At 64.9% G+C, this 26,994-nt stretch carries 26 protein-coding genes and 1 tRNA gene; 13 read left to right on the top strand and 14 right to left on the bottom strand.

The genetic code is table 11. The features are described 5' to 3' along the window. Positions 1-7: 7 nt before the first annotated feature. Both XM53_RS09885 and XM53_RS09880 read left to right on the top strand, forming a co-directional pair. Positions 8-1,021 carry a ligase-associated DNA damage response exonuclease gene (locus XM53_RS09885; protein WP_057792807.1) on the top strand — a complete coding sequence of 338 codons (1,014 nt, stop codon included), beginning with the start codon at positions 8-10 and terminating at the stop codon, positions 1,019-1,021. Then, positions 1,018-2,613, top strand: coding sequence for an ATP-dependent DNA ligase (locus tag XM53_RS09880; RefSeq protein WP_057792805.1), 1,596 nt, complete (start codon positions 1,018-1,020; stop codon positions 2,611-2,613). Before XM53_RS09885 ends, XM53_RS09880 begins: the two co-directional genes overlap by 4 nt. 59 nt (positions 2,614-2,672) lie before the next feature. On the opposite strand, the gene XM53_RS09875 is transcribed toward XM53_RS09880, so the two are convergent. Next, positions 2,673-3,929 carry a M24 family metallopeptidase gene (locus tag XM53_RS09875; RefSeq protein ID WP_057792803.1) on the bottom strand — a complete coding sequence of 419 codons (1,257 nt, stop codon included), beginning with the start codon at positions 3,927-3,929 and terminating at the stop codon, positions 2,673-2,675. A 95-nt stretch (positions 3,930-4,024) separates the two neighbouring features. Between XM53_RS09875 and XM53_RS09870 the strand changes: the two genes are divergently transcribed. From XM53_RS09870 to XM53_RS09860, 3 genes are all read left to right on the top strand, one after another. Further along, positions 4,025-4,909, top strand: a complete 885-nt coding sequence (locus tag XM53_RS09870; RefSeq protein WP_057792801.1) for a LysR family transcriptional regulator — start codon at positions 4,025-4,027, stop codon at positions 4,907-4,909. A 167-nt stretch (positions 4,910-5,076) separates the two neighbouring features. After that, a complete protein-coding gene (locus XM53_RS09865) occupies positions 5,077-6,897 on the top strand; it encodes a M3 family oligoendopeptidase (protein WP_057792799.1) in 1,821 nt (606 codons plus the stop codon). A 57-nt stretch (positions 6,898-6,954) separates the two neighbouring features. Then, positions 6,955-7,140 (top strand): hypothetical protein, encoded by a 186-nt coding sequence (locus tag XM53_RS09860; RefSeq protein ID WP_236544459.1) that lies wholly within the window; start codon positions 6,955-6,957, stop codon positions 7,138-7,140. A gap of 88 nt (positions 7,141-7,228) precedes the next feature. Here the strand turns inward: XM53_RS09860 and XM53_RS09855 are convergent, their stop codons facing one another. From XM53_RS09855 to XM53_RS09840, 4 genes are all read right to left on the bottom strand, one after another. Then, a complete protein-coding gene (locus XM53_RS09855; RefSeq protein WP_057792795.1) occupies positions 7,229-7,498 on the bottom strand; it encodes a DksA/TraR family C4-type zinc finger protein in 270 nt (89 codons plus the stop codon). 48 nt (positions 7,499-7,546) lie between these two features. Beyond that, positions 7,547-8,572, bottom strand: a complete 1,026-nt coding sequence (locus tag XM53_RS09850) for an alpha/beta hydrolase (protein WP_236544458.1) — start codon at positions 8,570-8,572, stop codon at positions 7,547-7,549. 99 nt (positions 8,573-8,671) lie between these two features. Continuing rightward, entirely contained in the window at positions 8,672-9,568 is an 897-nt protein-coding gene (gene rpoH / locus XM53_RS09845; RefSeq protein WP_057792790.1) for an RNA polymerase sigma factor RpoH, read from the bottom strand. 167 nt (positions 9,569-9,735) lie between these two features. Beyond that, entirely contained in the window at positions 9,736-10,779 is a 1,044-nt protein-coding gene (locus XM53_RS09840; protein WP_057792789.1) for an RluA family pseudouridine synthase, read from the bottom strand. Here XM53_RS09840 and XM53_RS09835 point away from each other — a divergent pair. Continuing rightward, positions 10,778-11,086, top strand: a complete 309-nt coding sequence (locus XM53_RS09835; RefSeq protein ID WP_057792787.1) for a DUF6476 family protein — start codon at positions 10,778-10,780, stop codon at positions 11,084-11,086. The genes XM53_RS09840 and XM53_RS09835 overlap by 2 nt on opposite strands. Before the next feature lie 195 nt (positions 11,087-11,281). Here XM53_RS09835 and XM53_RS09830 read toward each other — a convergent pair. Then, positions 11,282-11,358: transfer RNA gene (locus XM53_RS09830), tRNA-His, on the bottom strand. A gap of 127 nt (positions 11,359-11,485) precedes the next feature. On the opposite strand from XM53_RS09830, the gene XM53_RS09825 reads away from it, so the two are divergent. Next, positions 11,486-11,671 (top strand): DUF6324 family protein, encoded by a 186-nt coding sequence (locus XM53_RS09825; RefSeq protein WP_057792785.1) that lies wholly within the window; start codon positions 11,486-11,488, stop codon positions 11,669-11,671. An 83-nt stretch (positions 11,672-11,754) separates the two neighbouring features. On the opposite strand, the gene XM53_RS09820 is transcribed toward XM53_RS09825, so the two are convergent. Further along, positions 11,755-12,204: an MmcB family DNA repair protein gene (locus tag XM53_RS09820; protein ID WP_057792783.1), complete on the bottom strand. Its 450-nt coding sequence runs from the start codon at positions 12,202-12,204 to the stop codon at positions 11,755-11,757. A gap of 157 nt (positions 12,205-12,361) precedes the next feature. On the opposite strand from XM53_RS09820, the gene XM53_RS09815 reads away from it, so the two are divergent. Together XM53_RS09815 and XM53_RS09810 are read left to right on the top strand one after the other, a co-directional pair. Continuing rightward, positions 12,362-13,657, top strand: a complete 1,296-nt coding sequence (locus XM53_RS09815; RefSeq protein ID WP_057792781.1) for a hypothetical protein — start codon at positions 12,362-12,364, stop codon at positions 13,655-13,657. Next, positions 13,654-14,436 carry a COG3904 family protein gene (locus XM53_RS09810; protein WP_057792779.1) on the top strand — a complete coding sequence of 261 codons (783 nt, stop codon included), beginning with the start codon at positions 13,654-13,656 and terminating at the stop codon, positions 14,434-14,436. Before XM53_RS09815 ends, XM53_RS09810 begins: the two co-directional genes overlap by 4 nt. Before the next feature lie 332 nt (positions 14,437-14,768). On the opposite strand, the gene XM53_RS09805 is transcribed toward XM53_RS09810, so the two are convergent. Then, on the bottom strand, positions 14,769-15,104 hold the full coding sequence (locus tag XM53_RS09805) for a hypothetical protein (protein ID WP_057792777.1): 336 nt from the start codon (positions 15,102-15,104) through the stop codon (positions 14,769-14,771). Positions 15,105-15,321: 217 nt separating this feature from the next. Here XM53_RS09805 and XM53_RS09800 point away from each other — a divergent pair, with 217 nt between their 5' ends. From XM53_RS09800 to nusB, 4 genes are all read left to right on the top strand, one after another. Further along, positions 15,322-16,554 carry a class I SAM-dependent methyltransferase gene (locus XM53_RS09800; RefSeq protein WP_160321387.1) on the top strand — a complete coding sequence of 411 codons (1,233 nt, stop codon included), beginning with the start codon at positions 15,322-15,324 and terminating at the stop codon, positions 16,552-16,554. A 70-nt stretch (positions 16,555-16,624) separates the two neighbouring features. Further along, positions 16,625-17,776 (top strand): 3,4-dihydroxy-2-butanone-4-phosphate synthase, encoded by a 1,152-nt coding sequence (ribB, locus tag XM53_RS09795; RefSeq protein ID WP_057792774.1) that lies wholly within the window; start codon positions 16,625-16,627, stop codon positions 17,774-17,776. Positions 17,777-17,780: 4 nt separating this feature from the next. After that, positions 17,781-18,323 (top strand): 6,7-dimethyl-8-ribityllumazine synthase, encoded by a 543-nt coding sequence (locus tag XM53_RS09790; protein WP_057792772.1) that lies wholly within the window; start codon positions 17,781-17,783, stop codon positions 18,321-18,323. After that, positions 18,320-18,793: a transcription antitermination factor NusB gene (gene nusB, locus XM53_RS09785; RefSeq protein WP_057792770.1), complete on the top strand. Its 474-nt coding sequence runs from the start codon at positions 18,320-18,322 to the stop codon at positions 18,791-18,793. The genes XM53_RS09790 and nusB overlap by 4 nt, the downstream gene beginning before the upstream one ends. A 25-nt stretch (positions 18,794-18,818) precedes the next feature. On the opposite strand, the gene XM53_RS09780 is transcribed toward nusB, so the two are convergent. The 6 genes from XM53_RS09780 to XM53_RS09755 all read right to left on the bottom strand — a co-directional run bounded on the left by XM53_RS09780 (position 18,819) and on the right by XM53_RS09755 (position 26,905). Beyond that, on the bottom strand, positions 18,819-20,015 hold the full coding sequence (locus XM53_RS09780; RefSeq protein ID WP_057792767.1) for an HlyD family secretion protein: 1,197 nt from the start codon (positions 20,013-20,015) through the stop codon (positions 18,819-18,821). Then, the gene (locus XM53_RS09775) at positions 20,008-20,385 is read right to left on the bottom strand and encodes a hypothetical protein (RefSeq protein ID WP_057792765.1); all 378 of its coding nucleotides are present in this window, start codon (positions 20,383-20,385) and stop codon (positions 20,008-20,010) included. The genes XM53_RS09780 and XM53_RS09775 overlap by 8 nt, the downstream gene beginning before the upstream one ends. Positions 20,386-20,580: 195 nt before the next feature. Continuing rightward, positions 20,581-21,840 carry an MFS transporter gene (locus XM53_RS09770; RefSeq protein ID WP_057792763.1) on the bottom strand — a complete coding sequence of 420 codons (1,260 nt, stop codon included), beginning with the start codon at positions 21,838-21,840 and terminating at the stop codon, positions 20,581-20,583. A gap of 156 nt (positions 21,841-21,996) precedes the next feature. Further along, on the bottom strand, positions 21,997-23,277 hold the full coding sequence (locus XM53_RS09765; protein ID WP_057792761.1) for a DUF3422 family protein: 1,281 nt from the start codon (positions 23,275-23,277) through the stop codon (positions 21,997-21,999). 554 nt (positions 23,278-23,831) lie between these two features. After that, the gene (locus XM53_RS09760) at positions 23,832-25,316 is read right to left on the bottom strand and encodes an NAD(P)(+) transhydrogenase (Re/Si-specific) subunit beta (RefSeq protein ID WP_057792760.1); all 1,485 of its coding nucleotides are present in this window, start codon (positions 25,314-25,316) and stop codon (positions 23,832-23,834) included. A gap of 14 nt (positions 25,317-25,330) precedes the next feature. After that, positions 25,331-26,905, bottom strand: coding sequence for a Re/Si-specific NAD(P)(+) transhydrogenase subunit alpha (locus tag XM53_RS09755; protein WP_057792758.1), 1,575 nt, complete (start codon positions 26,903-26,905; stop codon positions 25,331-25,333). Positions 26,906-26,994 lie beyond the last annotated feature (89 nt).

The raw sequence follows: 26,994 nt of genomic DNA, 5'->3' as shown, positions 1-26,994 counted from the left end.
CCCTCGCATGGTTCTGCAATTCAAACCCCAGGGCATCTACTGCCCCGCCGGCGATTTCTTCATCGACCCTTGGCGGCCCGTGGACCGGGCGCTCATCACCCATGGCCATGCCGACCACGCCCGCCCCGGCCATGCCCGTTATCTTTGCACCGCCGCCGCCGCGCCCGTGATGCGCCACCGGCTGGGCGAGATCACCCTCGACACGGTCGACTATGGCGAAACGCGCCAGATCGGCGGCGCGCGCGTGTCCTTCCACCCCGCAGGTCACGTTCCCGGCTCCGCCCAGGTCCGGGTTGAAGTGGATGGCGAGGTCTGGGTGGTGTCCGGCGACTACAAGACCGAGGCCGACCGCCTGTCCGAGCCGTTCGAGCCGGTGCCCTGCCACAGCTTCATCACCGAATGCACCTTCGGCCTGCCGGTCTTCACCTGGACGCCCGAAGAGGATGCGGCGCGTCAGATCAATGACTGGTGGGCCGCCAACGCCGCCGCCGGTACGTTTTCCCTGCTCGGTGCCTACTCGCTGGGCAAGGCCCAGCGCGTTCTGTCGCTGCTCGACCCCTCGATCGGCCCCATCCTGACGCACGGCGCGGTGGAAAACACCAACGTCGTCCTGCGGGATCAGGGCCTCGCACTTCCCGATACGCTACACGTCACGCCCGACCTCAAGGCCAAGGACCATCCCGGCGCGCTCGTCCTCGCGCCGCCCTCTGCCCTGGGCAGCACCTGGGCCCGCCGCTTTCGCCCGGCCTCCACCGGCTTTGCCTCGGGCTGGATGCGCCTGCGCGGCGTGCGCCGCCGCCGCGCCGTGGATCGCGGCTTCGTCATGTCGGACCATGCCGACTGGCCCGGCCTGCTCTCCGCCATCAAGGCGACTGGAGCGGAAAACATATATGCAACACATGGTTACACCGATATCTTCGCGCGATACCTCAATGAGCAGGGCTGGAACGCCCGGGTCGTTCCGACCGAGTTCACCGGCGAATCCCTCGACGCCAGCGACGACGCGGAAGATGCGGCATGAAACGCTTCACCTCCCTCTTCACCACGCTCGACCAGACCACCAAGACCAACACCAAGGTCGCCGCGCTGGCCGACTATTTCGCCACCGCGCCCGACGCCGACAAGCTCTGGACCGTCGCGCTGTTTTCCGGCCGCCGCCCCCGCCGCGCCATCACGACGACAAAGCTGCGCGAATGGGCCGCCGAACGCGCCGGTATCCCGCTTTGGCTCTTCGAGGAAAGCTATCCCATCGTCGGCGACCTGTCGGAAACCATCGCACTCGTGTTGCCACCCCCCGCCCGCGACCATGACGACAGCCTTGCCACCTGGATCGCCCGCCTCCGCGCCTTAGATGTCGAGACCGAAGAGGCCCGCAAGGCAGCCATCCTGGATGCCTGGGACCAGATGCAGCCGCATGAACGGCTTGTCTTCAACAAGCTGCTGACGGGCGGTTTCCGCATCGGCATCTCGCGCAAGCTGATGACTCGCGCCCTGGCACAAGCCACCCAACGCGACGAGGCCGAACTCGCGCACCGCCTCATGGGCGACTGGACGCCCGACAGCACCTCCTGGCACGCGCTGATCGAGGCGCATGACGCCACCGCCGACCTCTCGCGTCCCTATCCGTTCTGCCTGGCCTACGGCCTCGACGACGAAGAACCCGAGTCGCTAGGCGACCCCGCCGACTGGCTGGCCGAATGGAAATGGGACGGCATCCGCGGTCAGTTGATCCTGCGCGGGGGCGAGCATTTCACATGGTCCCGCGGCGAAGAACTGGTGACCGACCGCTTCCCCGAACTGGCCCGCGCCCGCGACTACCTGCCGCCCGGCACCGTGCTCGACGGCGAAATCCTCGCGTGGGACGGCACCGGCCCGATGTCCTTCAACGCCCTGCAAAAACGCATCGGGCGCAAGACCGTGCCCAAGAAACTGCTCAAGGACGCGCCGGTGATCCTCTACGCCTACGATCTTCTGGAACAGGATGGCGAAGACCTGCGTGACACGCCCTTCGCCCAGCGCCGCGCCCGGCTCGAAACCCTCCTGCAAGACCTCCCGCCCGAGGCCCCCGTCCGACAATCCCCGCTCATCCCCTTCAAATCATGGGACGACCTCCGCGAAACCCGCGCGACGGCCAGGGACGCGCGCGCGGAGGGTCTGATGCTGAAACGCAAGGACTCCCCCTACCATTCCGGCCGCAAAAAGGGCGACTGGTGGAAATGGAAGCTCGATCCCCTGACCATCGACGCCGTGATGATCTATGCCCAGCAGGGCAGCGGTCGGCGCGCCAACCTCTTCACCGATTTTACCTTCGCGGTGCGTGACGGCAACGACCTCGTGCCCTTCACCAAGGCCTATTCCGGCCTCACCGACACCGAGTTCCGCAAGATCACCGCCTGGGTACGCAAGAACACCCTGCAACGCTTCGGCCCCGTGCGGCAGGTGAAGGCAGAGCACGTGTTCGAGATCGCCTTCGAGGGGATCATGGAATCCACCCGCCACAAATCCGGCGTCTCGCTGCGCTTCCCCCGCATGAAACGCTGGCGTCACGACAAGCCCGTGCAGGAGGCCAACACGCTCGAAGACCTCCGCGACATGCTAACCCACTACGGCTAAAGAAAATTCGTACGAATTTTCTCCCCCAAGATTATTCGTACGAATAATCTGTCCCCACGTCACCGCAACAAATCATCCTCGAACGGAAAGCGCGACAACAGCTCCACGCCCGTCTCGGTGATCAGCACCTGCTGCTCCAGCTTCACGCCCTCGGTGCCGCCCTCGGCGCCGATATAGCTTTCGACACACAGCGTCATGCCCGGTTCGATCACCCCGTCATAGCCCGCATCCGGGAAATCGCCGTGGTGATACAGGTACGGATACTCACCCGTCATCCCGCAGCCATGCGCCGAAAGGTAATAGCGGTTCGTGTAATATTGCTCCGGAATGTCCCAGGCTGAATCGGCGTATTCGCGAAACGTCATGCCGGGCCGCAGAATGCCCATGTTGTGATGCACCTGCTCATAGGCCACCTTGTAAAGCTCCCGCTGGGTGGCGCTCGGCCTGCCCGGGCCCGAATGGAACGTGCGCGAAAAATCGGAGTAATACCCGTGGCAGCCCACCACGTCCGTATCCAGCGCGATCAACTCGTTCGCGCCGATGACATTGTCGCTCGTCTCCTGGAACCATGGATTGGTCCGCTCCCCGGCATTCAGCAGCCGGGTTTCCACGTAATCCCCGTTCTGCGCGATCACCGACTGATGCAGCACCGACCACAGCTCCGCCTCGGTCATTCCCGGCCTTATCGCCGCGCGCAGCTTGGCCACGCCGATCTCAGTCGCCCGCAGCGAGGCGTTGACGCATTTCATCTCTTCCGCCGACTTGATCGCCCGCGCCATCTCGACGGGTTCCTGCGCATCCACGATCCTCATCCCCGCATCGCGCAGCGCAATGGCACTCCCGGCATTCAGCCGCTCGATCCCCAGCGTCGCCCCCTTGCCCACCAGCGAGGTCACCAGGTCCGCCATCTCGCCAGCCCAGGCTTTCTCCCGCGCGGCGATATCCGGCCCCGCCGCCACGAAACTCGCCGTGCGCGCCGCGCGCACCTCGTCGACCGTCTCCAGCCCGTCCGCCAGATGCGCGCAGCCGGTAAACTCGAACAGGATCGAGCGGTCCTGCGTCAGCAAAAGATAGCGCGACGGCGCATTCCTCTGGCTGAACACCTGCATGTTCCGCGCGCCCGTGGCGTAGCGGATATTCACCGGATCGGACAAAAGAACCGCCGCGATATCGCGCTTGCGCATCTCTGCCCGCACCCGGCCCAGCCGGTAGCCGCGCACCGCGACAAGGTCGATCCCCTCATCCTCCGGTACCCGGTCCAGCAGCGTTAGGTCCGCAAGGTCAGCCCGCTCCGCGTGCCAATCCAGTTCCGCCATGTCATCCTCCTCGGCCTGAAGTCAGGCATTCCATATTCGACCCAAAGCACCTCGAAAACGCTGGAAATCCTCACGCTCTTCGATAACCTCAAGGAATGACTCAGGACCGTCGCAGCCTCCCCCCTCTGGAAACTCTCGTCTTCTTCAGCACGGTGATGAAACGCGGCGGCTTTTCCGCCGCCGCACCGGACCTCATGGTCACCCAGGCCGCCGTCAGCAAACGCATCCGCCAACTTGAAGACTGGCTCGGCACGCCGCTTTTCGACCGCGGCGCGCGCCACGCGGTGCCTACCGAAACTGCCCGCAGGCTCGCCGAACCCGTCCGCCTCGCGCTAGACTACCTGACCACCTCGCTCGACACCGCGCGTGTCTCAGAAACTCGCACGCTCCAGATTGCGGCCAACGGCGCGGTCTCGATGTTCTGGCTCTACCCGCGCCTCCAGGCCTTCGCCACCAGCCCGGACGCCTGCAATGTCAGCGTACTGACCGCCGACGACCCCAACGCCCTCACCGCCGACACGCTCGACCTCGCCATCCATTACGGCGAGGCCCCGCCACAAGGCTGGACCGGCACGCCGCTCTTCGACGAAACCATCGTGCCCGCCGCCACGCCCGCCGTTGCCGCCACGCTTGCCCATCACCCTCACCTGCCCTTGCTCGACTATCCCCGCCTCGCACCCGACTGGATCAACTGGCGCATCTGGCACGACCGCAGGGCGGACTCTCCCCTCGCCGATCGCCCCGTCGAGACCTGCCGCAGCTATGGCCACAGCATCGGGCGCGCGCTGGCCGGCGACGGCATCGCGCTGGCCAGCCTGCCGATGCTCGACACTCTCGTCACCTCCGGCCGGCTTGTCCCGGTTGGCGACGATCTGACGACCACCCGCCGGTACTGGCTGAACCACCGCCTGGCCGCGCCGCTCCAGCCTAACGCCATTACGCTGCAGCGGGCGCTGCTCCCACCATCCTCACCGTCCTAGACCCTCATCCACGGGCGGACCCGAGGACCTCGCGCCCTGCCATAGATCCCGGATCAAGTCCGGGATGACCGCACCTCTACCTTCCGGGCACGCGCAATTCCGATCCCGGCTTGAGCCTGCCCGCCCCGCCCCCTATGTCTTGACCAACGCGACAACAGGAGATCCGCATGTTCCAGCTTCCCAAACCCGCCTTCGACGTCAACGCCGCCTCCGGCTCCGACAACCTGGGCGACCTGCCGGAATGGAACCTCGACGATCTCTATACCGGGCAGGACGCGCCCGAACTCAAGCGCGACCTCGACTGGCTGGAACAGGCCTGCGCCGACTTCGCCGCCGATTACGAGGGCAAGCTGGCCGATCTCGACGCCGCCGGCCTGCTGCAATGCATCCAGCGCAACGAGAGAATCTCCTCCGTCGCCGGCCGCATCATGTCCTTCGCCGGCCTGCGCTATTACCAGCAGACCACCGATGGCGAGCGGGCCAAGTTCCTCTCCGACTGCCAGGAAAAGATCACCAACTACACCACGCCGCTGGTCTTCTTCACCCTCGAGCTCAACCGGCTCGACACCGACACCCTTGTGGCAATGTATGCCGAGAACGCCGATCTCGCCCGCTACGCCCCCGTCATCCGCCGCATCCAGGCGATGAAGCCCTACCAGCTTTCCGACGAGCTAGAAAAATTCCTGCACGATCTCGGCGTCGTCGGCGACGCGTGGGAACGGCTCTTCGACGAGACCATCGCGGGCCTGACCTTCGACGTCGACGGCGAGGAACTGGGCATCGAATCCACCCTCAACCTGCTCACCGAACAGGACCGCGACAAACGCGAATCCGCCGCCCGCGAGCTTGCCCGCACCTTCCAGGCCAACATCCGCACTTTCGCCCGTGTCCACAACACCACCGCCAAGGAAAAAGAGGTCATCGACCGCTGGCGCGGTATGCCCACCCCCCAGACCGGCCGGCACCTTTCCAATGATGTCGAGGCCGAGGTGGTCGAGGCCCTGCGCAACGCCGTGGTCGACGCCTACCCCAAGCTCAGCCACCGCTACTACGAATTGAAGCGCAAATGGCTCGGCCTCGACCGGATGCAGGTCTGGGACCGCAACGCCCCCCTGCCGATGGAGGCCCCGCGCAAGATCGACTGGCCCACGGCTCGCGTCATGGTCATGGACGCCTATTCCGATTTCGACCCGCGCATGGGCGACCTTGCCGAGCCCTTCTTCGACAAAGGCTGGATCGACGCCGCCGTCAAACCCGGCAAGGCCCCCGGCGCCTTCGCCCACCCCACGGTGACCGACGTGCACCCCTACGTCATGCTGAACTACCTCGGCAAACCGCGCGACGTGATGACCCTCGCGCACGAGCTGGGCCACGGCGTGCACCAGGTGCTGGCCGCCGAACAGGGCGAGCTTCTCTCGTCCACCCCCCTCACCCTCGCGGAAACCGCCAGCGTGTTCGGCGAAATGCTGACCTTCCGCAAACTGCTGGATGCCGCCAAGGACAACGCCGAACGCAAGGTCCTGCTCGCCGGCAAGGTCGAGGATATGATCAACACCGTCGTCCGCCAGATCGCCTTCTACGATTTCGAGTGCAAGCTGCACGATGCCCGCCGTGGCGGCGAGCTCACCTCGGACGACATCGGCGCCCTCTGGATGTCTGTGCAGGGCGAGAGCCTCGGCCCCGCCTTTGACTTCATGGAGGGCTACGAGACCTTCTGGGCCTACATTCCCCATTTCGTCCATTCGCCCTTCTACGTCTACGCCTACGCCTTCGGCGACGGTCTGGTGAACGCGCTCTATGCCGTCTACGAGGAAAACTCCGCAGGCTTCCAGGACAAGTATTTCGACATGCTGAAAGCGGGCGGCTCGATGCATCACAAGGAGCTTCTGGCCCCCTTCGGCCTCGACGCGTCCGACCCCGCTTTCTGGGACAAGGGCCTCAGCATGATCTCCGGCTTCATCGACGAACTGGAGGCGATGGAGGACTGATCCCTGCCCCGCACCCGCAGCCCTCACAGCCTGCGCAACCGCCTGAAACGCGCGCTCGTGCGCATCCGGTCGCGCGTGCCCCCGGGCTTGCGGCTGGTCCTTGGGATCCTTCTCATCATTGGCGGGATCTTCGGCTTCCTGCCCGTGCTGGGCTTCTGGATGATCCCGTTGGGTATCGCCGTGGCCTCGCTCGACGTGGTCCCTCTCTGGCGCCGCCTCACCGGTCGGCTGCCCAAGCGCTGACCCCACCTCTTCCTCTGGCCATAAATATCCCGGGGGAGCGGCGAAACGCAGTTTCGCCGTGGGGGCAGAGCCCCCCTCCGACAGCGGCCTATTTCAACTGGCTGTCCTTCGAGCCGCGCCTGTTGATCCCGCCTCGCGCCTGCTGCACGCCATCGCGCTCCTGGCTACAGTCGATGCACAGCTTCACGCCCGGCAGCGCCTCGCGCCGCGCCTGCGGGATCTCCTCTTCGCATTCGGCACAATGCGTCAGGCTCTCGCCCACGGGCCGCTTTGCCGCCTTCATCCGCGCCAACTCGTCCTCGATCGAGGCTTCGATCTGTTCGGAAACCGCGCCGTCGCGCGCCCATCCACCGGCCATGGCAAAATTCCTCCTGAACAGCAGATATAGGATCCCGCGACGCGCTTGTCACGGCTGCGCCTCCAGCACCATGTAATCCTCGAACGCCTCGCGGCCCAATGAGGCCTGCTCCAGCATCCCGTTCAGCACCGAAATGGCCGAGGGCGAGGTGATCGCCACCGCGTGGTCCAGCCCCTCGCCATCCGCCAGCGCGGTAAAGTCGATCACCTTTACCGGCAGCCCCGCCACCGCCTCGGGCCCGTCGATCACCCCCAGCCGCTTCTTGCGTCCGGTGATCAGGCTGGCAAGGCTCAGCGCCCGGTCCTGCTGCGTGACGAAAATCAGGAACGGCTGCGGCAGGTCCCCGATCGCCTCGGCCTGCCGGCGAAACACATCGGGGTCGATGTCCGGCGACATCAGCACCACGCCGCTGATCCGGTCCAAAAGCTGCCGGTCGCCCTTCAGCGCGGCTTGCCGCATCACCTCCATCACCAGCTGCGAGCCCATGGAATGGGCCAGCAGCGTCACCCGGTCTTGCGGTCCGCTGGTCAGGGCGTTTAGTAGATCCTCCAGGTCGTCGCGGGCATAGAGCACGCTGTCGCGGTCATAGACATAGCCCCGCGGATCCCCGGCCGACGCCCAGGCGAACAGCACCGACGGCTCGGCCACCTCGAAATCCTCGCGCATCTGTGCCAGGCGATAGAGCCCGTCCGACAGGGTCACGTTGTAGCCATGTACGAAAACCTGGGTTTCCCGCCCCGGGCGCGCTGCCTTGACGTCTCCGAAAAATGCCCCTGACGACGGATAGACATCCGTCGCGGTCACGACGAAATCGGTTGCCGCATCCGGCGGACCGTCGGGCCATTCCACATGGCCGGCCCGGTGCGTCGGCGGGATCGAGATATCGGCCCGGAAATAGCGCATCTGCCCGGTGCGTTTCGCGCCAAAGGTCCATCCGGTGTGGTCCAGCGCCTTTTGCGTCGCGACATAGAGCGTCTGTAAATGCGCCTCGGGCACGGTCGGCGCATATTCCGCCGCGGGACGCGGCGCGCAGGAGGCAAGCACGAACAGGCAAAGAACTGGCAGCGCGCGCAACGGACGCCTCCTTCGGTTCCGACTCACGTTGCAACAATAAGGCCCCTCCCGCGATACGGAAGGGGCCAATTCGCGTCGTCTGGCGCGGTGTCCGGTGGATCAGGCCGTGGCCATCATCCCTTTCTCGGCGGCAAGGCTGCGCATACGCTTCTGCAATTTCTCGAACGCCCGCACTTCGATCTGGCGAATGCGCTCGCGGCTGACGTCATACTGCCCGCTCAGATCTTCCAGCGTCACCGTCTGTTCGCTCAGCCGGCGCTGCGTCAGGATATCCTTCTCGCGGTCGTTCAAAACGTCCATCGCCTCGGCCAACAGCTCGCGCCGCGCCTCCAGCTCGTCGCGCTTCTCGTAGTCACCGGCCTGGTCGGCGTCCTCGTCCTCCAACCAGTCCTGCCACTGCATCGTGCCTTCGCCCTCGGCACCTACCGTGGCGTTCAGCGACGCGTCGCCCCCGGACATCCGGCGGTTCATGCTGATCACTTCGTCCTCGGTCACGCCCAGGTCGTGCGCGATCTGCTTGACCTTGTCGGGATGCAGGTCACCCTCTTCCAGCGCGCCGATGCGGGCCTTGGCCTTGCGCAGGTTGAAGAACAGCTTCTTCTGCGCACTCGTCGTGCCCAGCTTCACCATGGACCAGCTGCGCAGGATGTACTCCTGGATGCTCGCCCGGATCCACCACATCGCGTAGGTCGCCAGCCGGAACCCCTTCTCGGGGTCGAAGCGTTTGACCGCCTGCATCAGGCCCACATTGGCCTCGGAAATGACCTCGGCCTGCGGCAGGCCATAGCCGCGATAGCCCATGGCGATCTTCGCCGCCAAGCGCAGGTGGCTGGTGACCATCTGGTGCGCGGCGTCGGTGTCCTGTTCCTCGACCCAGCGCTTGGCCAGCATGTATTCCTCTTCCGGCTCCAACAGCGGGAATTTCCGGATTTCCTGCAGGTACCGGTTCAGCCCGGCCTCGGGCGACGGCGCAGGAAGATTTGCGTAATTGCTCAACCCTGTGACCCTCCAATGTTTATTGTCTTAACATCCATATGGGCAGCCATCAACCCGGATTCAAGACAGGTGAACCAAATGGTTTAATTCTTTATGAATCAAACCGGCTCGGTTTTCCAGTGATGTGACGTTTGCTCACGCACACGTGCTGTGCTGTCATATTAACGTCAGGCCGTCCGGCCCAGTTCCTGCAACAGGGCGGCCATGTCGTCGGGCAGGTCGGCCTCGAACCGCATGGTCTCACCGCTCACCGGGTGCGCAAAGCCCAGAACGGCGGCGTGCAACGCCTGCCGCGGAAAGTCTCTCGCGGCAGCAAGCGCGTCCGGCGACAGGGCCTTCTCGTTCAGCTTGCGCCGCCCGCCATAGACCGGGTCACCCACCAGGCCGTGCCCCGCATGGGCCATATGCACCCGGATCTGGTGCGTGCGGCCAGTCTCCAGCCAGCATTCGATCAGCGCCACCTGCGGCGGCACCCCGAACGGGGTGACAACACGCGCCCGCGTCACCGCGTGCCGTCCGCCCTCGAACAGAACCGCCTGCCGTTGCCGGTCAGTCTTGTGCCGCGCCAACTGCGTGGTCAGCTTCAGGATATTGCCCGCCTCGAAACTGGCCCCGCGCACACCCCGCAGCCGCGGATCGGCCGCATCCGGCACACCTTGGACCACCGCCAGGTACTTGCGCTCCACGCTATGCGCCTCGAATTGCGCCGCCAGCCCGTGATGCGCCCGGTCCGACTTCGCCACCACCAGCAGCCCGCTGGTCTCCTTGTCGATCCGGTGGACGATGCCGGGGCGCTTCTCTCCGCCCACGCCCGACAGGGCGCCGCCGAAATGATGCAAGAGCGCGTTCACCAGCGTCCCGTCCGGGCTGCCAGGTGCGGGATGCACCACCATGCCGGCAGGTTTGTCGATCACGATCAGGTCGTCGTCCTCGAAGACCACCTCCAGCGCGATCTCCTGCGCCACCACGTCCACCTCGGCGGCGACGGGCACGGTGATTTCGATGATGTCCCCCTCGACCACCTTCGCCTTTGGGTCCGCCACCACCACGCCGCCCACGCGCACCGCCCCCTCGGCGATCAGCCGCGCCAGCCGCGTCCGCGACAGCGACGCTGCCTCTGGCACATCGCGCGCAAGCGCCTTATCAAGGCGCGGCGGCGGATCGGCCCCGATCCGCACGGTAACACTGGACTCCAGGGGGGCTGCGCCCATGAACGACACTCCTCAGCCGCCGTCGATCGACCCCGGGATGGTGCGCTATCTGCGCACCCTCGTGACCGTTCTGACGGGCGTGATGATTCTCGGGTTTCTAGTCATCGTCGCGCTCTTTGTCACCAAGTTCTCCGGTGCCACCCGCGTTGCCCTGCCCGACGAGATCACCCTGCCCGACGGCACCACGCCCACCGCCTTCACCCGCGCCAATGGCTGGTACGCTGTGGTCACGGATGCGGATACGATCCTTGTTTTCGATGAGACGACGGGCGAGTTGCGCCAGACCATCGAAGTCACGACAGACTAGCGGCGTGATCGTCAGACCGCGGGCTGGCGAGTTGACGGGCCTTCAACGCACTTTATCGTTGCCACATCCGGAACGCCTTCGATCAAAGCGCGAGCTCAAACCAATCGCCAGACCGGGGGGCGGTCTGGCGATCGCGCGGCGGCCTTCGGCCTTGGTTCCGCGCGGGACAACTAAACGGCGCTTCAAAGAAGGGAATGGTACCACCTCCCCGGCTCGAACGGGGGACCTCCTGATCCACAATCAGGCGCTCTAACCAACTGAGCTAAGGCGGCACGCGGCTCGGATTTAACTTTCCCGGCCCGCGATTGCAAGCCTCTTCGGCACATGACCCTCCATTCCGTCCCGCTTGCCTTCACGCGACTAAGGCGCTAGGCCATCGCAAATATCCAGGAGGCCGCCATGGGCATCAACGACGAACGCGACATCGAGGCGAATCTGCAGATCGGCCCCACCGACCAGGGCATGGTCCGCCTGTTCATCATGGCGGGCTCTACCGAGATCCCGATGGATTTCGAGCCCGACGAGGCCCGCGAGATCGCCGAGGAAATCCTCGCCGCCGCCAAGGCCGCCGAGACGAAACGCTAGCCGCCCGCATCCAAAATTTACGCAAATTTTGGGATAGAAAATGCGCATTTTCTATCCCGTTTTCTGCGCAGAAAACGCCCCGCTCACAGCCCCGGATCGCGCGCGCCCTGCAACCGCAGCGCCGCCTGCCGCGCGAACCGCCGTGTCAATGCTGTGCGCCGTGGGCCCGCCAGCTTGTGTTCCGGCGCCATGCGGATGATCTGCGCATCATAAGCATCCGCGATGATCAGCCCCGTGCCGTTCGGCAACAAATCGGTCGGGAACGCCTCGTCCACCGCCCAGAAATACCTGTCGCACCATTCCAGGTAGCCGTCCCACTTGAAATCCGAGGTGAAATCCGCCCGGCTCGACTTACACTCTACAACCCAGATCTCACCCTTCGGCCCCAGCGCCATCACGTCCACGCGCTTGCCCCGTTCAGGCGAGAATTCCTCGACAGTGGCGAAATCATAGCCCAGCAGATGCCGGCACACCCCGCGCGCCAAAAGCTGGCCGGGCTGCATCGCGGGAATATCCGTGGCAAAGTCCTGCATTTGGCCAATTTATGAACAATACGTGAACATTGGCAACCCCCTGCACGGGAAATGCACATCACGCAGCCTTGTCTTGTGCTATTTGTTAACCATTTCATACTGATGTTCCGGGGTCTGGCACGGTCGCGCCCCTTCCTGTCGTTGCAAAAGGTCCGCCATGCCCGATCCCGTCACAGACCCCTCCCGCACTCGCGGCGCCCGCTATGCGCGCGACCTCGAAGGCCATATCGAGTGGTTGGAGACCTTTTCCGGCACCGCCCTCGGCGTGCTGGCCGTGGCGTCGGGCATCTACACCTATCTCGGCGTGTCGTCCCTGCTGGACGATACCGGCGTCATGTCCACCTTCGCCGCTCTCGCCTATTCCGTTGCCGTCTCGGTGGGCATCTTCGTCTTCTGGTCCTACCTTCTGCGCCTCTTTCCCGCCGTCACCACCGCCCGCGCCCGCGTCGGCTTGCTGGGCACGATGGGTCTGGGGTCCGTCGCCATCATCGCCATGTCCAGCTGGCTCAACGCCGCCGCGCTGGCCGGGTCCGCGGCGGTCGAACAGCACCTGGCTGAGACCGTGCAGGACTACCAGCAAAGCCTCGAACGTGCGCACGAGATCGCCCTCACCGGACAGGCGCTTGGCCGCGACGTCGCCCGCGTGCGACAATCCTTCGAGGATCTCAGCGAACAGGAAGCCACCGGCAACCTCTCGGGCCTCGCCGGCCGCGGCGCCGTCTTCCGCGTCCTGCGCCAGAAATCCGCTGAACTCGCAGCTCTCGAGGCGCAGATCGCCGAACAGACCCCCCTCGTCGACACCGCCTTCGCCGAAGGCAACACCATCCTCAGCCGGATGCGCTCGCTCACGGTCGAACCGGGGCCCGTCGAGGCCCGCTCGGTCGAGTTTTCCGAGGCCGCAGTGCGCCTGCAAGGCCTCATCACCCAGATGCGGCAACTGACCGTCGCCCCCCTCGTGGAACGCGCCGCGCAGGATCTTTCGGCCTCGGTCGTCCTGCCCGAACTTGACAGCCGCACCGCCGAGGGCCGCGGCGACCAGGCCGCCACCATCACCTCGGTGCTCGAAGTGCTGGGCCAGCGCGCTGCCACGCTGGAAAACGCCGCACAGGAGGTCGCCGCCCTCGAACCCGCGCCCGAGGTCACCTACACGCCCATATCCTCGGCCGATGCCGTCATCCTCTATGCCCGCAATTTCGTGCCCTCCTGGGCCGGGGCCATCGCCATCGACCTGCTTCCCGCCGTGCTGGTCCTGATCCTATCGATCACCCATGGCATGATCCGCTCGATGCGCGACGGCACCGATATCGAGGACACGATGACCGTGGCCGAACTGCGCGCCGCCATCGCCGTCGCGCACGAGATCGAGGACACGCCCGCCCCGCGCAAACCCACCTCGGAGGACACGCCCGAGGACCGCAACAAGGTCAAGCGCATCACCGGAACCACGCCATGAGCGACGAGGACCGCGACGAAAAACCCCAAAGCCGCCACGGCCCGCCCGTCGCCCGTATCCTTACCGGCGCGCTGATCTTCCAGATCGGCATCGGCGCCATGCTGGTGCTGGGCGATGCCAGCGTTTCCGGCCTGCGGCTCCCGGGCATGGCCCCCGACGCACCGCGCCTGACCGAACCCGTGCGCCCCGGCGACCAGCGCCGCCTTTTCCGCCCCGACCGCGACCGCCCCGCCACGCGCCCCGCTCGCGACCCGGGCGAGCTGCCAGAGCGCCTGGTTCTGACGCAGGAAGACGGCACCACCTACCGCCTCGAGGGCGGCATCGCCGAGGGCGACGCCGACCGCATCATCAAGCGGCTCGAAGAAAGCACGCCCACCCCCGAGACGCTCATTCTGCAATCCCCCGGCGGCACCGTGACCGAGGCGCTGGCCCTGGGCCGCCACTTCCGCGACACCGGCCTCACAACACGGATGCTTGCGGGCGAATACTGCTTCTCCGCCTGCCCCTACATGCTGGCCGGCGGGGCCACGCGCGAGATCGACGACGCGGCGCAAGTCGGCGTGCACCAGCACTATTTCGGCGAAAGCACGATCCTGCCCGCCTCTTTCGCGGTCGAGGATATCCAGGCGGGCCAGGGCGAGGTCATGCTCTATCTCGACGAAATGGGCATCGACCCGATGGTCATGACCCACGCGCTCGCCACGCCGCCCGACGAGATCTACGTGCTTTTGCCCGACCAACTGCGGGACTACGGATTTATTTCGGATGCCGCGGAATAGCCCCTTGCCGCATGGCACGCGACGCCTTACCTCAGTGGAGTGACGGGTGCTGCCCTTCTCGTGAACGGTTGCATTCCGGTGGCCTTAAGCAATTCCGAGGGAGCTGGCTCTGTCCGGGCCCTGGTCCGGTTACCCGGCGCCCACCTGTACAAACAGGTCCTCGGGAATGAGAGAACCAAACGGTTGCGTGCGGGCCCGTCACACTTTCCGCCGCCATATCGAAACGCGATTTCCGCGATTTCGTAGGGTGGGTGAAAACCCACGCGCGCGACCCTTACGCGAACCCGACGCAATCCGCACAGCGTGTCTCACAAATTCAAATCGAGAAAAGCCTACCGCTTGCTCCAGAACGGACGCTCGCCCTGATCCGCCCGCACCGGGATCGGCGCGTAATCCGGTCGCATCACGTGCTGACGCAATCCGCCACCGGGGCCGTCATCGTCGTCATCGTCCTTCATCCGCATCACCGCGATACCGAACTGCACGCCCGCAAACACGATCCCGTTCGACACCCACAGCAGCAGAACCGCCAGCCAGCCCTTGTCGGAATGGCTGACCAAGTGCCACAGGTTGGCGATATTGAACCACAAGAGCATCCCCACGAACACCGCCGCAAGGCCAAAGCCGATGGCGACGTTCACGATATACATCCGGATGAGCTTGGGCATTGAACTACTCCCTTGCGCGGTGACCTTAAGACTAGCACATCAGCCTCTTTCCTCAAGGGGCACCAGCGGCTAATAAGTCTTTTCACCCTGCGACGCGTGGGCGTTAAGGGTTCTGCATCCGAGGATCTGTGTTACGTCCGGCGCGCCGCTTTGGTAAGGGTGGCAAACCGAACCGACACGGATACAAATGAAAAGCGGCACCGAAACAATGGTACATTTGCTGATCGGCCCCTCCAACAGCGGCAAATCGCACTGGATCGAGGCGCAGCGGTCCGACAATGTCGCATTTGCCTTCCAACACTCTGCGGAAGATCTGCCTCCCCCGGGCTCCGTGCTGCATTACAACCTGCTGTTCTGCGCCCCCCGAAGGCTGCGGCAGGGCGAAGACATCTCGACTTGGAACCTGCTCGAGGATCCGCTTCTGGAAACACTCCTGAACGACGGCCACATCTCCGAGGCAACGGTAATCGTCGCCCCGCTCGAGGAACTCAACGCGCGCAGCGCCCGTCGCAAGTTCATCGAGCCGACGCTTGACACGTCATCAAGCTACAACGCAGATCTCTGGCAACGGATTTTGGCAAGCGTTGATCTCTTTGCGATCTACCAGGACCTGTTCGATCTGCTAGAGGACAGTAGTATTCCTTATCGCGTAGTGTTCAATTCCGAAAAACACCCCGGTGACATGGCAGAGACCGATCGCTGTTTCGCTCACGCGGCTTTGCGCGGGACCTTCATTCCCCGCCCCGATCCCGACTGGATCGAAAGCGTCGTGAACCAGGCCGGTGCCGAATACCAAGCGATCCGGCTTCCCGCGGGGCGGCAATCCGGTGTCGGCGGTCACACGCACACCAACGGGCCGCGGCACCAAAGCTTCGATGCTTTCCGCGAAGGCTCGCTCGTCAACGGCTCGGTACTGGATATCGGCTGCGCAATGGGCGAAATGCTCTACTGCTACGAACGGTTCGGTGCCACGCGGCTCTTGGGCCTGGACGTCAAGGAACATCGTCTTGCCGCGGCCAGGACCTTCGCCCAACTGCTCCATAGCAGCGTAGAGTTTCGCAATGTCGATTTCCTCTCGGTCAGCGACCTCGACCCGTTCGATGACGTCTTGGCACTGAATGTCCTGCACCACGTGGATGACGTACGGGGTTTCCTCAAAAAGGCCTGTGCCCTCACGCTCAACCGCCTGATCATTGAATTTCCCCTGCTCTCTGATCCCAAGTTCAACCGCCTCGGGGAAATTCCGGCGGGGCTGGACGATCTGCCCTTGATGGGCGTCAGCAGCCGTAAGATCGACCAGACCTTCGTATTCACCTCAGCCGCGCTTGTCCGGCTCGTAGACGAATTCGGCAGCTTTTCCGTCAAGTTCCGGCCGTCGCCGATTGCACACCGCCGAATCGCCATCTTTTCCCGAACGGAAAACGGCGAACCCGTCAGCCGCGCGCCATAACCCGACATCCCCTCTGGCCTTCCGCACCCCCCTGCGCTATCTGGCGGGCCTGTAACCCCAGAGGCGCCAGATGTCCGAAACCCAAGCCTTCGAAAAACCCGGTCCCGTCGAGGCCGAGCTGCGCTCCGCGATCTCTCCCACCGAAGAGATCATCGCCGAGGCGCGTGCCGGGCGCATGTTCATCCTCGTCGACCACGAGGACCGCGAGAACGAGGGCGACCTGGTGATCCCCGCCGAATTCGCCACGCCCGAGGTGATCAATTTCATGGCCACCCACGGCAAGGGCCTCATCTGCCTGCCCATGACATCGGAACGCATCGACCGCCTCGGCCTGCCCATGATGGCCGTCAACAACTCGTCGCGGCACGAAACCGCCTTCACCGTCAGCATCGAGGCGCGCGAGGGCGTCAGCACCGGCATCTCGGCGGCCGACCGCGCCCTGACCATCGCGACCGCGATCAACGAACAGAACACCCAGGCCCATATCGCCACGCCGGGCCACGTCTTTCCCCTGCGCGCCCGCAACGGCGGCGTGCTGGTGCGCGCCGGCCATACCGAGGCCGCCGTGGACATCTCGCGCCTCGCCGGCCTCAACCCGTCCGGCGTGATCTGCGAGATCATGAAGGAAGACGGCACCATGGCCCGCCTCCCCGACCTCGTGGAATTCGCGCAGGCCCACGGCATGAAGATCGGCACCATTTCCGACCTCATCGCCTACCGCCACAAGCACGACAATCTCGTGCGCGAGGTCCGGCGCGAAACCGTCACCTCCTCCCACGGCGGCACGTGGGACATGCGCATCTTCGCCGACCAGATCACCAATACCGAACACGTGGTACTGTCCAAGGGCGACATCACCGACGGCAAGCCGGTGCTCGCCCGCACCCATGCGCTCAACGCGCTCGAGGACGTGCTGGGCATCGGCCTCGAGGCCAGCGCTGCGGGCCCCACGGGCAAGCTGCCCCGCGCCATGAACATTATCGCCCGCGAAGGCCGCGGTGCCGTCTTCCTCTTCCGCCAACCCCGGCCCTCCCTCGCCTCGGAAATGGAAGAGGACGACACGCCCCGCACCATCAAGCAGACGGGCCTCGGCGCCCAGATCATGTCCACCATGGGCGTACACGAACTGATCCTCGTCACCGACAGCCCCAAGACCCGCTACCTCGGGCTCGACGCCTACGGCATCAGCATCGTCGGCACGCATCCCCTCAGCGAAGGATAACGCCATGGCCGGAACCGAATACACCCTGCCCCGCGCCACGTTCGACAAGCCCGTCAAGCTGCTGATCGTCGTGGCCCCCTTCTACCGCGACATCGCCGACATGATGATCGAGGGCGCGAAGGCCGAGATCGAAGCCTCCGGCGCCACTTACGACCTCATCGAGGTGCCCGGCGCGCTGGAAATCCCCACCTCAATCGGCATCGCCGAGCGCCTGTCGAATTTCGACGGCTACGTGGCGCTTGGTTGCGTCATCCGCGGCGCCACCACGCATTATGAAACCGTCTGCAACGATTCCAGCCGGGGCATCACCCTGCTGGGCCTGCAGGGCCTGTGCATCGGCAACGGCATCCTGACGGTTGAAAACCGCGATCAGGCCGTCGAACGTGCCGATCCAGAACAGATGAACAAGGGCGCCGGCGCCGCCGCCGCCGCCCTGCACCTTATCGCCCTCACCCGCAAATGGGGCACCCGCAAGGGCGTCGGCTTCATGCCCGACGCCGAAGAATACAGGCTCGCAGGCACGCCCAAGGATACGCCCACCGCATGACCGAACTCTCCGGCAACCAGAAACGCAAGATGCGCTCCGCCGCGCGGCTCTACGCCGTGCAGGCCCTGTTCCAGATGGAACATTCCAGCCAGTCCTACGAGACCATCATCCGCGAATTCCTCGATTTCCGCTTCGGGCAAGAAGTCGAAGAAGGCATCGACATGGCCGACGGCGATATCGACCTCTTCCGCAAGCTGGTCGAACAGGCCGTCAACTGGCAGTCGAAGATCGACCAGATGACCGACCGCGCGCTGGTGGCCAAGTGGCCCATCGCCCGCATCGACCCCACCCTGCGCGCCCTCTTCCGCGCCGCCGGGGCCGAATTCCTCGAAGGCGACGCGCCGGTGAAGGTCGTGATCAACGAATTCGTCGACGTCGCCCGCAGCTTCTATCCCGAAGGCAAGGAGGGCAGCTTCGTCAACGCCGTGCTCGACCACATGGCCCGCGAGGCGAAACCCGAGGCGTTCTGAAACCAGCGTTCCGGCGGGCCCGGGCTTAGTGGCCGCCGCCACCCGCCAGCCCCACGCCCGAGATGATCGAGCCCCAGACTTTCAGCCGTACGCCCGCGGCCTTCACGACGCCGGTCGCGGCCACAAGGTGCCCGCCCAATCCCGGCAGGTCCGTCCGATAGGTCTGCACGATGCAGCCCGCCCCATCCAGGACGATCTCCTCGTGCTCGGGATGGACCAGTTCCATGTAGACCAGAACCGACCCGCGCTGGCGCACGCTGTTGGGGTCCAGCAGCTTGGCGCCCGGCACCACCTGCCCGGTCGCGATGGCCGGCTGTATCGCCACCACCCGCGCCGGCAGGATCGCATTGCGGAACGACAGGTTGGCATTGGCGTCACAGGCGATCTCGGCCGGCATCCCCTCGTGCAGGTTGGCCAGAGCCACCTGCGAGAACCCGGCCACGATCCGCACCGGTGTCTCCGGGCTGCGTTCGGGAATGATCACCATCGCCGGGCTCAGGATCAGGGTCGAGGCCGGGCTGCCCACGCCCATCGCCAGTTGCGTGACCGTGCCGTCGGTAAAGCTGCGCACCACCGTGCGCTCCAGCGCCACCTTGGCGCTTTCCAGCTTGGTTTCCGCTGCGCGCCGCTGCGCCGGAATACCCTCTTCCAGATCGGATCTTGCCGCGTCCAGCTGTGCCTCGGCCGCCGCCAGCTCGGCCTGCGCCGCGTCCAGCGCCGCCTGCGCCGTGCGCACGTCGTCCGCGCGCCCCACGTTGCGCTCCACCAGGGTCTGCGCATTCTGCAAGTCCACCGTCAGCTTGGCCACGTTCGCCTCGACCTGGCTCAGCTGCGATTCCGCGACCCGCAGCGCATCCTGCGCCTTGGTCTCGGACGCCGCGATCTGTTCGAACTGCGCCTCGGCCTCGGCAACAGCCGCCTTCTGCGACGCATCCTCGATCCGGAACAGCACATCACCCGCCGCGACCTGCTGCCCGTTCACCACGTTCACTTCCGTCACCGGCCCGGTGGTCTGCGACACGACCGACACGGTGCGGAACGGCACCAGCCCGGAATAGCTCTTGGGATGGAAATAGAAAATCACCAGGAACAGGGCAAAGGCCATCACGGCCCACATCACCACGGGCGTCTTCATGTTCCAGACGCTCATCGCCTCGCCGCGCCGCTTCAGCTGGAAATACCGGATGATCACCGGGAACGACGTCAGAAGAAGCTCAATCATCCGCCTTGCCCCCGGCCAGCACGGGCTTGTCCGCATCCTCGGGCACCGTGTCCGCATGGCCCAGATTGAACCGCGCCCAATCCGCCATCAGCGCGATCAGGATGGCGCTCAACGGCAGCAGGATGTTGAAATGGTCCAGCGGGAAGATCTCGTACAGCAACGCGATGGTCAGCATCGTCGGGATGGTCTTGGCCAGCGGCGTGCCCTTTGACCGGTGCTCGGCCCTCCTGTCGAACGCGGCATAAAGCACGACGATGCCGTAAATCGCCAGGCACAGCAGGCCGACGACGAACCATGCCAGATAATCGGTTTCCCCCGGCCCGACGAACCACGACGGGTCCGCGTGCACCGAGGCTGTATTTGAAGCCATTTCGATGTCACCCGAATGCAAAGGCTGAATTTACAGGTACTGCAATGAAAAACGGGTACGAATACTAATTCTTCGACCTAAGTCGGTTGCCCGCGACCTGTAAAGCCCAAATTTCGGATCGCGTCGTCACGCGCCCGACGTCCCGAACATGATCCCGGACCTCGAACGCCCACGTAGGGCGGGGTTTCACCCCGCCTAGGCACCCCCCTCGTCCCCGTCCTCGCCCTGCTCGGCCGACCACGCGCCCGCCGCCTCGACCACGAAGGCCGAAGAGGCCGGCAACACGCCCAGGTAACTCTCGGTCTCCGCCACCGGCGTCGCCGCCCGCTTCGTCATCCGGTAGGCAGCATAGGCTGCAATCGCCGCGAACGCCGCCGCCAGCACCAGCCAGAACGCCGACGGCCCCGCCGCGTCCATCACCCAGCCCGCCGCCAGCGGCCCCAGGATCGCCCCGATCCCGAACGTCAGCACCAGCCCGCCCGAGGCCGCCGCCATGTCCTCTACCGGCAGGAAATCGTTGGTATAGGCCAAGAGCAGCGAATAGAGCGGCGTCGTCACGCCCCCCGTCAGGAACGCCGCCGCCATCAGCGGCCAGAACGACCCACCCATGGCCCACCCCAGCACACAGAACGCGGCCCCCAGCGCCGCCGCGCCGAAGATCACCTTGCGCCGGTCGATCCGGTCCGACAGCCACCCGATAGGGTATTGCAGCACCAGCGCGCCGCCGAACAGCATCGCGATGAACAGCGCGATCTCGCCCTTGCCCATCCCGATCTGCGCGCCATAAACCGCGCCCATCCCCGATTGCGTGGCATAAAGACTGCCCAGCAGGAAGATCCCCACCGTGCCCAGCGGCGAGCCCGTGAACAGCTCGCGCAGCGGCATCGCGCGGATCACCTCCGCCGCCGGCACCGGAGTGACGGACAGAAGGATCGGCGCGAACGACACCGACACCAGGATCGACGCCCCGATGAACAGCGACGCCCCCGCCGTCTCGCCCAGGTTCAACAGCCCCTGCGCCCCGATTATCCCCAGCGTCTGCGCGATCATGTAGGCCGACAGCACCTTGCCCCGCGTCTCGTTCGTGGCCGCGTTGTTCAGCCAGCTTTCCGCGGTCACGTAGATGCCCGACATGGCAAACCCGATCAGGATGCGCAGGCAGGTCCACGCCCACGGCTCGGCCAGCAGCGGAAACGCGATCAGGCCCGCCGACATGAAGCTGCCAAGGGCGGCGAAGACCCGCACATGGCCCACCCGCCGGATCAGCCGCGGCGCATAGCGCGCGCCCAGCAGGAAACCCACGAAATACCCCGAGGTCACCACCGCCAGCTCGCCCGAGGAAAACCCCTCGATATCGCCGCGCAACCCGATCAGCGTGAAATGCATCCCGTTGCCCAGCATGATCAGCACGATCCCGATCAGCAGCGCCCAGATCCCCGCAAAAGCCTGAAACATCGTGCGTCCTTTCGATTCGCCGGCCCCTATGCCCTGCCGTCACTCCTGCCAGTGTCCCCCCACCGCCGTCGTCCCACCGACGCCGCTCCTATGTCCGGGCGCGACACCGTAGGGTGGGTGAATCCCACCTGTGGTGGGTGAAAACCCACGCGCGCCCTAATCCAACTTGTCGCGCACCCGCTTGATCATCCACCACACCGCCGCCACCACCGGCAGCGCCACGATCGCCGTCAGCATCTCTTTCGACATCCCCGTCGGCTCGGTCAGCGGGTACAGCAGGTATCCCGCCAACGATACCGCGTAGTAGCTGATCGCCACCACCGACAGCCCCTCGACCGTGCGTTGCAGCCGCAGCTGCATATCGGCGCGCTTGTTCATGCTCTCCAGCAGGTCCTGGTTCTGCGCGCTGCGCTCCACGTCGACCCGCGTCCGCAGCAGTTCCCCCGCCCGCATCGCCCGGTCCGACATCGCGTCCAGCCGGTCCTTCGTGGACCGCACCGTGCGCATCGCCGGATCATAGCGGCGCATCATGAACTCGCCAAAGGTCTGCCGCCCGTTGAACCGCTCCTCGCGCAACACCTCGATACGCTGCTTCACGATCTGCTCATAGGCCGACGTCGCGCCAAAGCGATAGGACGACCGCGCCACCATCCCCTCCAACTTGGCCGAAATCTCCAGCAGGTCGTCCAGCGTATCCTCCGCGGCCACCGACCCGCCCGGCATGTTGCTGATCAGATGCGTCAACCGCTCTTCCAGCGCGCCCATGTCGGGCCGCATCTCGCCCACCCGGGCAAAGCCCAGCATCGACATGGTCTTGTAGGTCTCGATCTCGAACAGGCGCTGCACCACGCGCCCCATGCGCCGCGTGCCGATCTCGGCCGACGCATTGACCATGAACCGCAGATGCCCCGCCGGGTCGATGCGGAAATCGCCCGCGATGATCGCACTGTCATCCAGCACCCGCGCCACGGCCACGCTGTCGGCCACGAACCAGTCGTGGATGTTCTGGCGCACGGTTTCCTCGTCCTTGCGCGTCTCGATCCGCACGACGGCCGAGGTCATCCTGTGCCCCGGCGCCGAACTCAGCCAATCTGCGGGAAACACCTCGAACTCCGCCGGATCGAACGGCCGGTCGCTGACCCCGTCGCGAAACGCGGTGTAGGTGACGAACTCGGTATGCTGCTCCCATTTCAGGTGGTGCTTGCCGATGTCACCCGAATAGTGCGAAGCACCCGGCTTGGGGTGCGCCGCGCCATAGCGGTCCAACAGGGCCGTCAGATGCGCCAGGTCGTCGCCCCGGTCCCGGCCCGCCGCCCCTTCGACCCGCTTGATCGCCAGGAACACGCCCGTCGCCGGTGCGCTCAGATTGGGAAAGGGCCGCGCGTGCAGCTCGTTGGACAGCTCGAATCGCAGCGGATGATCTTCAATGGGCGGCATGGCTCTCGCGTCCTGGCGTTTCTCAGCACCCTAGCGACAAGGCCCGACGATGAAAATAGATTGAAGCGCACTTTCAATAACTTAGCGGAATGCAACTGTATACCGGCGCAAATTTAGCCGGTTTCGGCCCTGAACGCACGTTCTCCATCCACCGCTTGGTAGGGTGGGTGAAAACCCACGCGCCCGCCACACGAAAAAGGGCGCCGGACCCAAGCCCGACGCCCCTGTCCACGCCTGCCCGACGGGCGCTCAGGCGGCTTTCTTCAGCGCCTTCTTGGCCTTCTTCAGCTTGGCCTCCTGCTTGGCGACCTTCTTCTTGCGGCTCGCCACTTCCTGCTTCAGCGATTTGATCTTGGCTTTCTTGGCCATCGAAATTTCCTTTCCTGTATGTTCGGCGCTCGCCGGAATGCTCCCGATCTGCGCATATGCAAAATATATTAAACGTATATACAATTGGCAACCCGTCCCGGACCTGATCCGGGACCTCTACCTCGCCCCCAACGAAAAAGGCCCGCCACCCGGGCGGGCCCTTTCCAATTCCATAAGACCGAAACTTACCCGATCTTCGACAACAGCGCCGTCACGCTGTCCTTGGCGTCGCCATAGAACATCCGCGTGTTGTCCTTGAAGAACAGCGGGTTCTCGATGCCCGAATAGCCCGTGCCCTGCCCACGCTTCGAGACGAACACGTTCTTGGCCTTCCAGACCTCCAGCACCGGCATTCCGGCAATGGGGCTGTTGGGATCGTCCTGCGCGGCCGGGTTCACGATGTCGTTCGAGCCGATCACGATCACCACGTCGGTATCGGGGAAATCGTCGTTGATCTCCTCCATCTCCAGCACGATGTCATACGGCACCTTGGCCTCGGCCAGGAGCACGTTCATGTGCCCCGGCAGCCGGCCTGCAACCGGGTGAATGGCGAACCGCACTTCCTTGCCCTGCGCGCGCAGCTTGTTGGTCAACTCGCTGACCGCCTGCTGCGCCTGCGCCACCGCCATGCCGTAGCCCGGCACGATGATCACGCTGTCGGCTTCGTTCAGCGCATTGGCCACGCCGTCGGCGTCGATCGGCACCTGTTCGCCCTCGACCTCCGCCGCCGGACCGCTGGAGCCGCCGAAGCCGCCCAGGATCACGCTGACGAAGGATCGGTTCATCGCCTTGCACATGATGTAGCTCAGGATCGCACCCGAGGAGCCCACCAGCGCGCCCACCACGATCAGGAGGTCATTGCCAAGGCTGAAGCCGATGGCCGCCGCCGCCCAGCCGGAATAGCTGTTCAGCATCGAGACCACCACGGGCATGTCCGCGCCGCCGATCCCCATGATCAGGTGATACCCGATGAAGAGCGCCAGCAGCGTCAGAACGACCAGCGTCCAGCTGCCCGACCCGCTCAGGTACATGATCGCCAGCACCAGCGACAGCGCCGCCGCCGCGGCGTTCAGAATATGCCCGCCCGGCAGCTTCTTGGCGGCTGAATCGACCTTGCCCGCCAGCTTGCCATAGGCAATCACCGACCCGGTGAAGGTTACCGCACCGATCCAGATGCCCAGCACCAGCTCGACCTTCAGGATCGACACTTCCACCACCGTCTTCTTCGCGAGGATGCCCGCGAACCCGCTGAACTGCTTGGCAAAGGCCGCGCCTTCCGCCGTCACCTCCTCGGGCCGCGGATAGGGGAAACCGGCCTCGGCGAACTCGGCCGCGATGCGCCCCAGCTCGATATCGGCGTTGAACCCGACGAAGACCGCGGCAAGACCGACGAGGCTGTGCATGATCGCCACCAGCTCGGGCATCTGCGTCATCTGCACCTTGGTGGCCAGTTGATAGCCCACCACAGCACCACCCGCGATCATGATCAGCGACACCAGCCACAGCCCCGCACCGGGGCCGATCAGCGTCGCCAGAACGGCGATACCCATGCCGACGATGCCGTACCACACCGCACGTTTCGCGCTTTCCTGCCCCGACAGACCGCCCAGGCTGAGGATGAAGAGAACTGCCGCGACCGCATAGGCCGCAATGGTAAATCCGAAATCCATTGTCTCTTACCCCCTTACGATTTCTGGAACATGGCGAGCATGCGCCGTGTCACCAGGAAGCCGCCGAAAATGTTGATCGCCGCCATGAAGATGCCGATCCCGGCCAGCAGCGTGATGAGGTAGGAGGTCGAGCCGATCTGCGTCAAAGCCCCCAGGATGATGATCGACGAAATCGCGTTCGTCACCGCCATCAGCGGCGTGTGCAGGCTGTGCGCCACGCCCCAGATCACCTGGAATCCGATAAAGACCGACAGCACGAAGACGATGAAATGCTGCATGAAGCTCGCCGGCGCCACGGTGCCGACCAGCAGCACCAGGAACGCGCCGATGCCCAGCAGGCCCACCTGGTTCATCGTCTGCTTCTTGAAGGCCGCCTTTTCCTGCGCCTTCTTCTCTTCCGGCGTCAGTTCCTTGGGCTTTTCCTTCTTGGGCGCGGCCGCGATGGCCGATACCTTTGGCGGTGGCGGCGGGTAGGTGATCTCGCCCTTGTGGGTCACCGTCGCGCCCCGGATCACGTCGTCTTCCATGTTGTGATCGACCTTGCCGTCCTTCTCGGGCGTCAGGTCGGTCATCATGTGACGGATGTTGGTGGCATAAAGCGTCGAGGCCTGCGTCGCCATCCGGCTGGGGAAGTCGGTATAGCCCACGATCGTCACGCCGTTGTCGGTGACGATCTTTTCATCCTTCTGGGTCAACTCGCAGTTGCCGCCGCGCTCGGCGGCCAGGTCCACGATGACCGAGCCGTTCTTCATCATCTCGACCATGTCCTTGGTCCACAGGACCGGCGCGGGCCGGTTGGGGATCAAGGCGGTGGTGATGACGATATCCATGTCCGGCGCCATCTCGCGGAATTTTTCCAGCTGCTTTTCCTGGAACTCAGGCGAAGACGGCGCCGCATAACCGCCGGTCGACGAGCCGTCCTGCTGCTCTTCCTCGAAATCCAGGAACACGAACTCGGCGCCCATCGATTCGATCTGCTCGGCCACTTCGGGCCGCACGTCGAACGCATAGGTGATCGCACCCAGGCTGGTCGAGGTGCCGATCGCGGCAAGCCCCGCCACGCCGGCGCCGACCACCAGAACCTTGGCCGGCGGCACCTTGCCCGCCGCGGTCACCTGCCCGGTGAAGAAGCGGCCGAAATTGTTGCCCGCCTCGATCACCGCGCGATAGCCCGCGATATTGGCCATGGACGACAGCGCATCCATCTTCTGCGCGCGGCTGATCCGCGGCACGGCTTCCATCGCGATGACGGTCGCGCCCTTCTCGGCGGCGATCTTCATCTGCTCTTCGTTGCCGCCCGGGTTGAAGAAGGAAATAAGGGTCTGGCCCTTGGTCAGGCGCTTGACCTCGGTGTCGGTGGGCACGCGCACCTTGGCGATGATGTCACAGGCTTTCCACAAGGCCGCGGGCGACTTGATGATCTCGACACCGGCCTCCTTGTAATCCGCATCGGTGAAACCCGCGCGCTCTCCCGCGCCTGTCTCGATGGCGCACTCATGGCCCAGCTTCTGAAGTTGCAGCGCCGAGTCCGGCGTCATCGCCACCCGCGCTTCGCCTTCCATCACCTCTTTTGGTGTTCCGATCTTCAACTTTCACTCCCCCCGTTTTCTGACGGTCACTTGTGGCGGCCCATCGGCCCTGTCGCTTTTTGCACCCTAAAGGTCGGGCACGGCTTATC

The sequence above is a fragment of the Roseovarius atlanticus genome (assembly GCF_001441615.1).
In the GTDB taxonomy this organism is placed as follows: domain Bacteria; phylum Pseudomonadota; class Alphaproteobacteria; order Rhodobacterales; family Rhodobacteraceae; genus Roseovarius; species Roseovarius atlanticus.
This window is presented reverse-complemented; position numbering and strand designations above follow the sequence as displayed.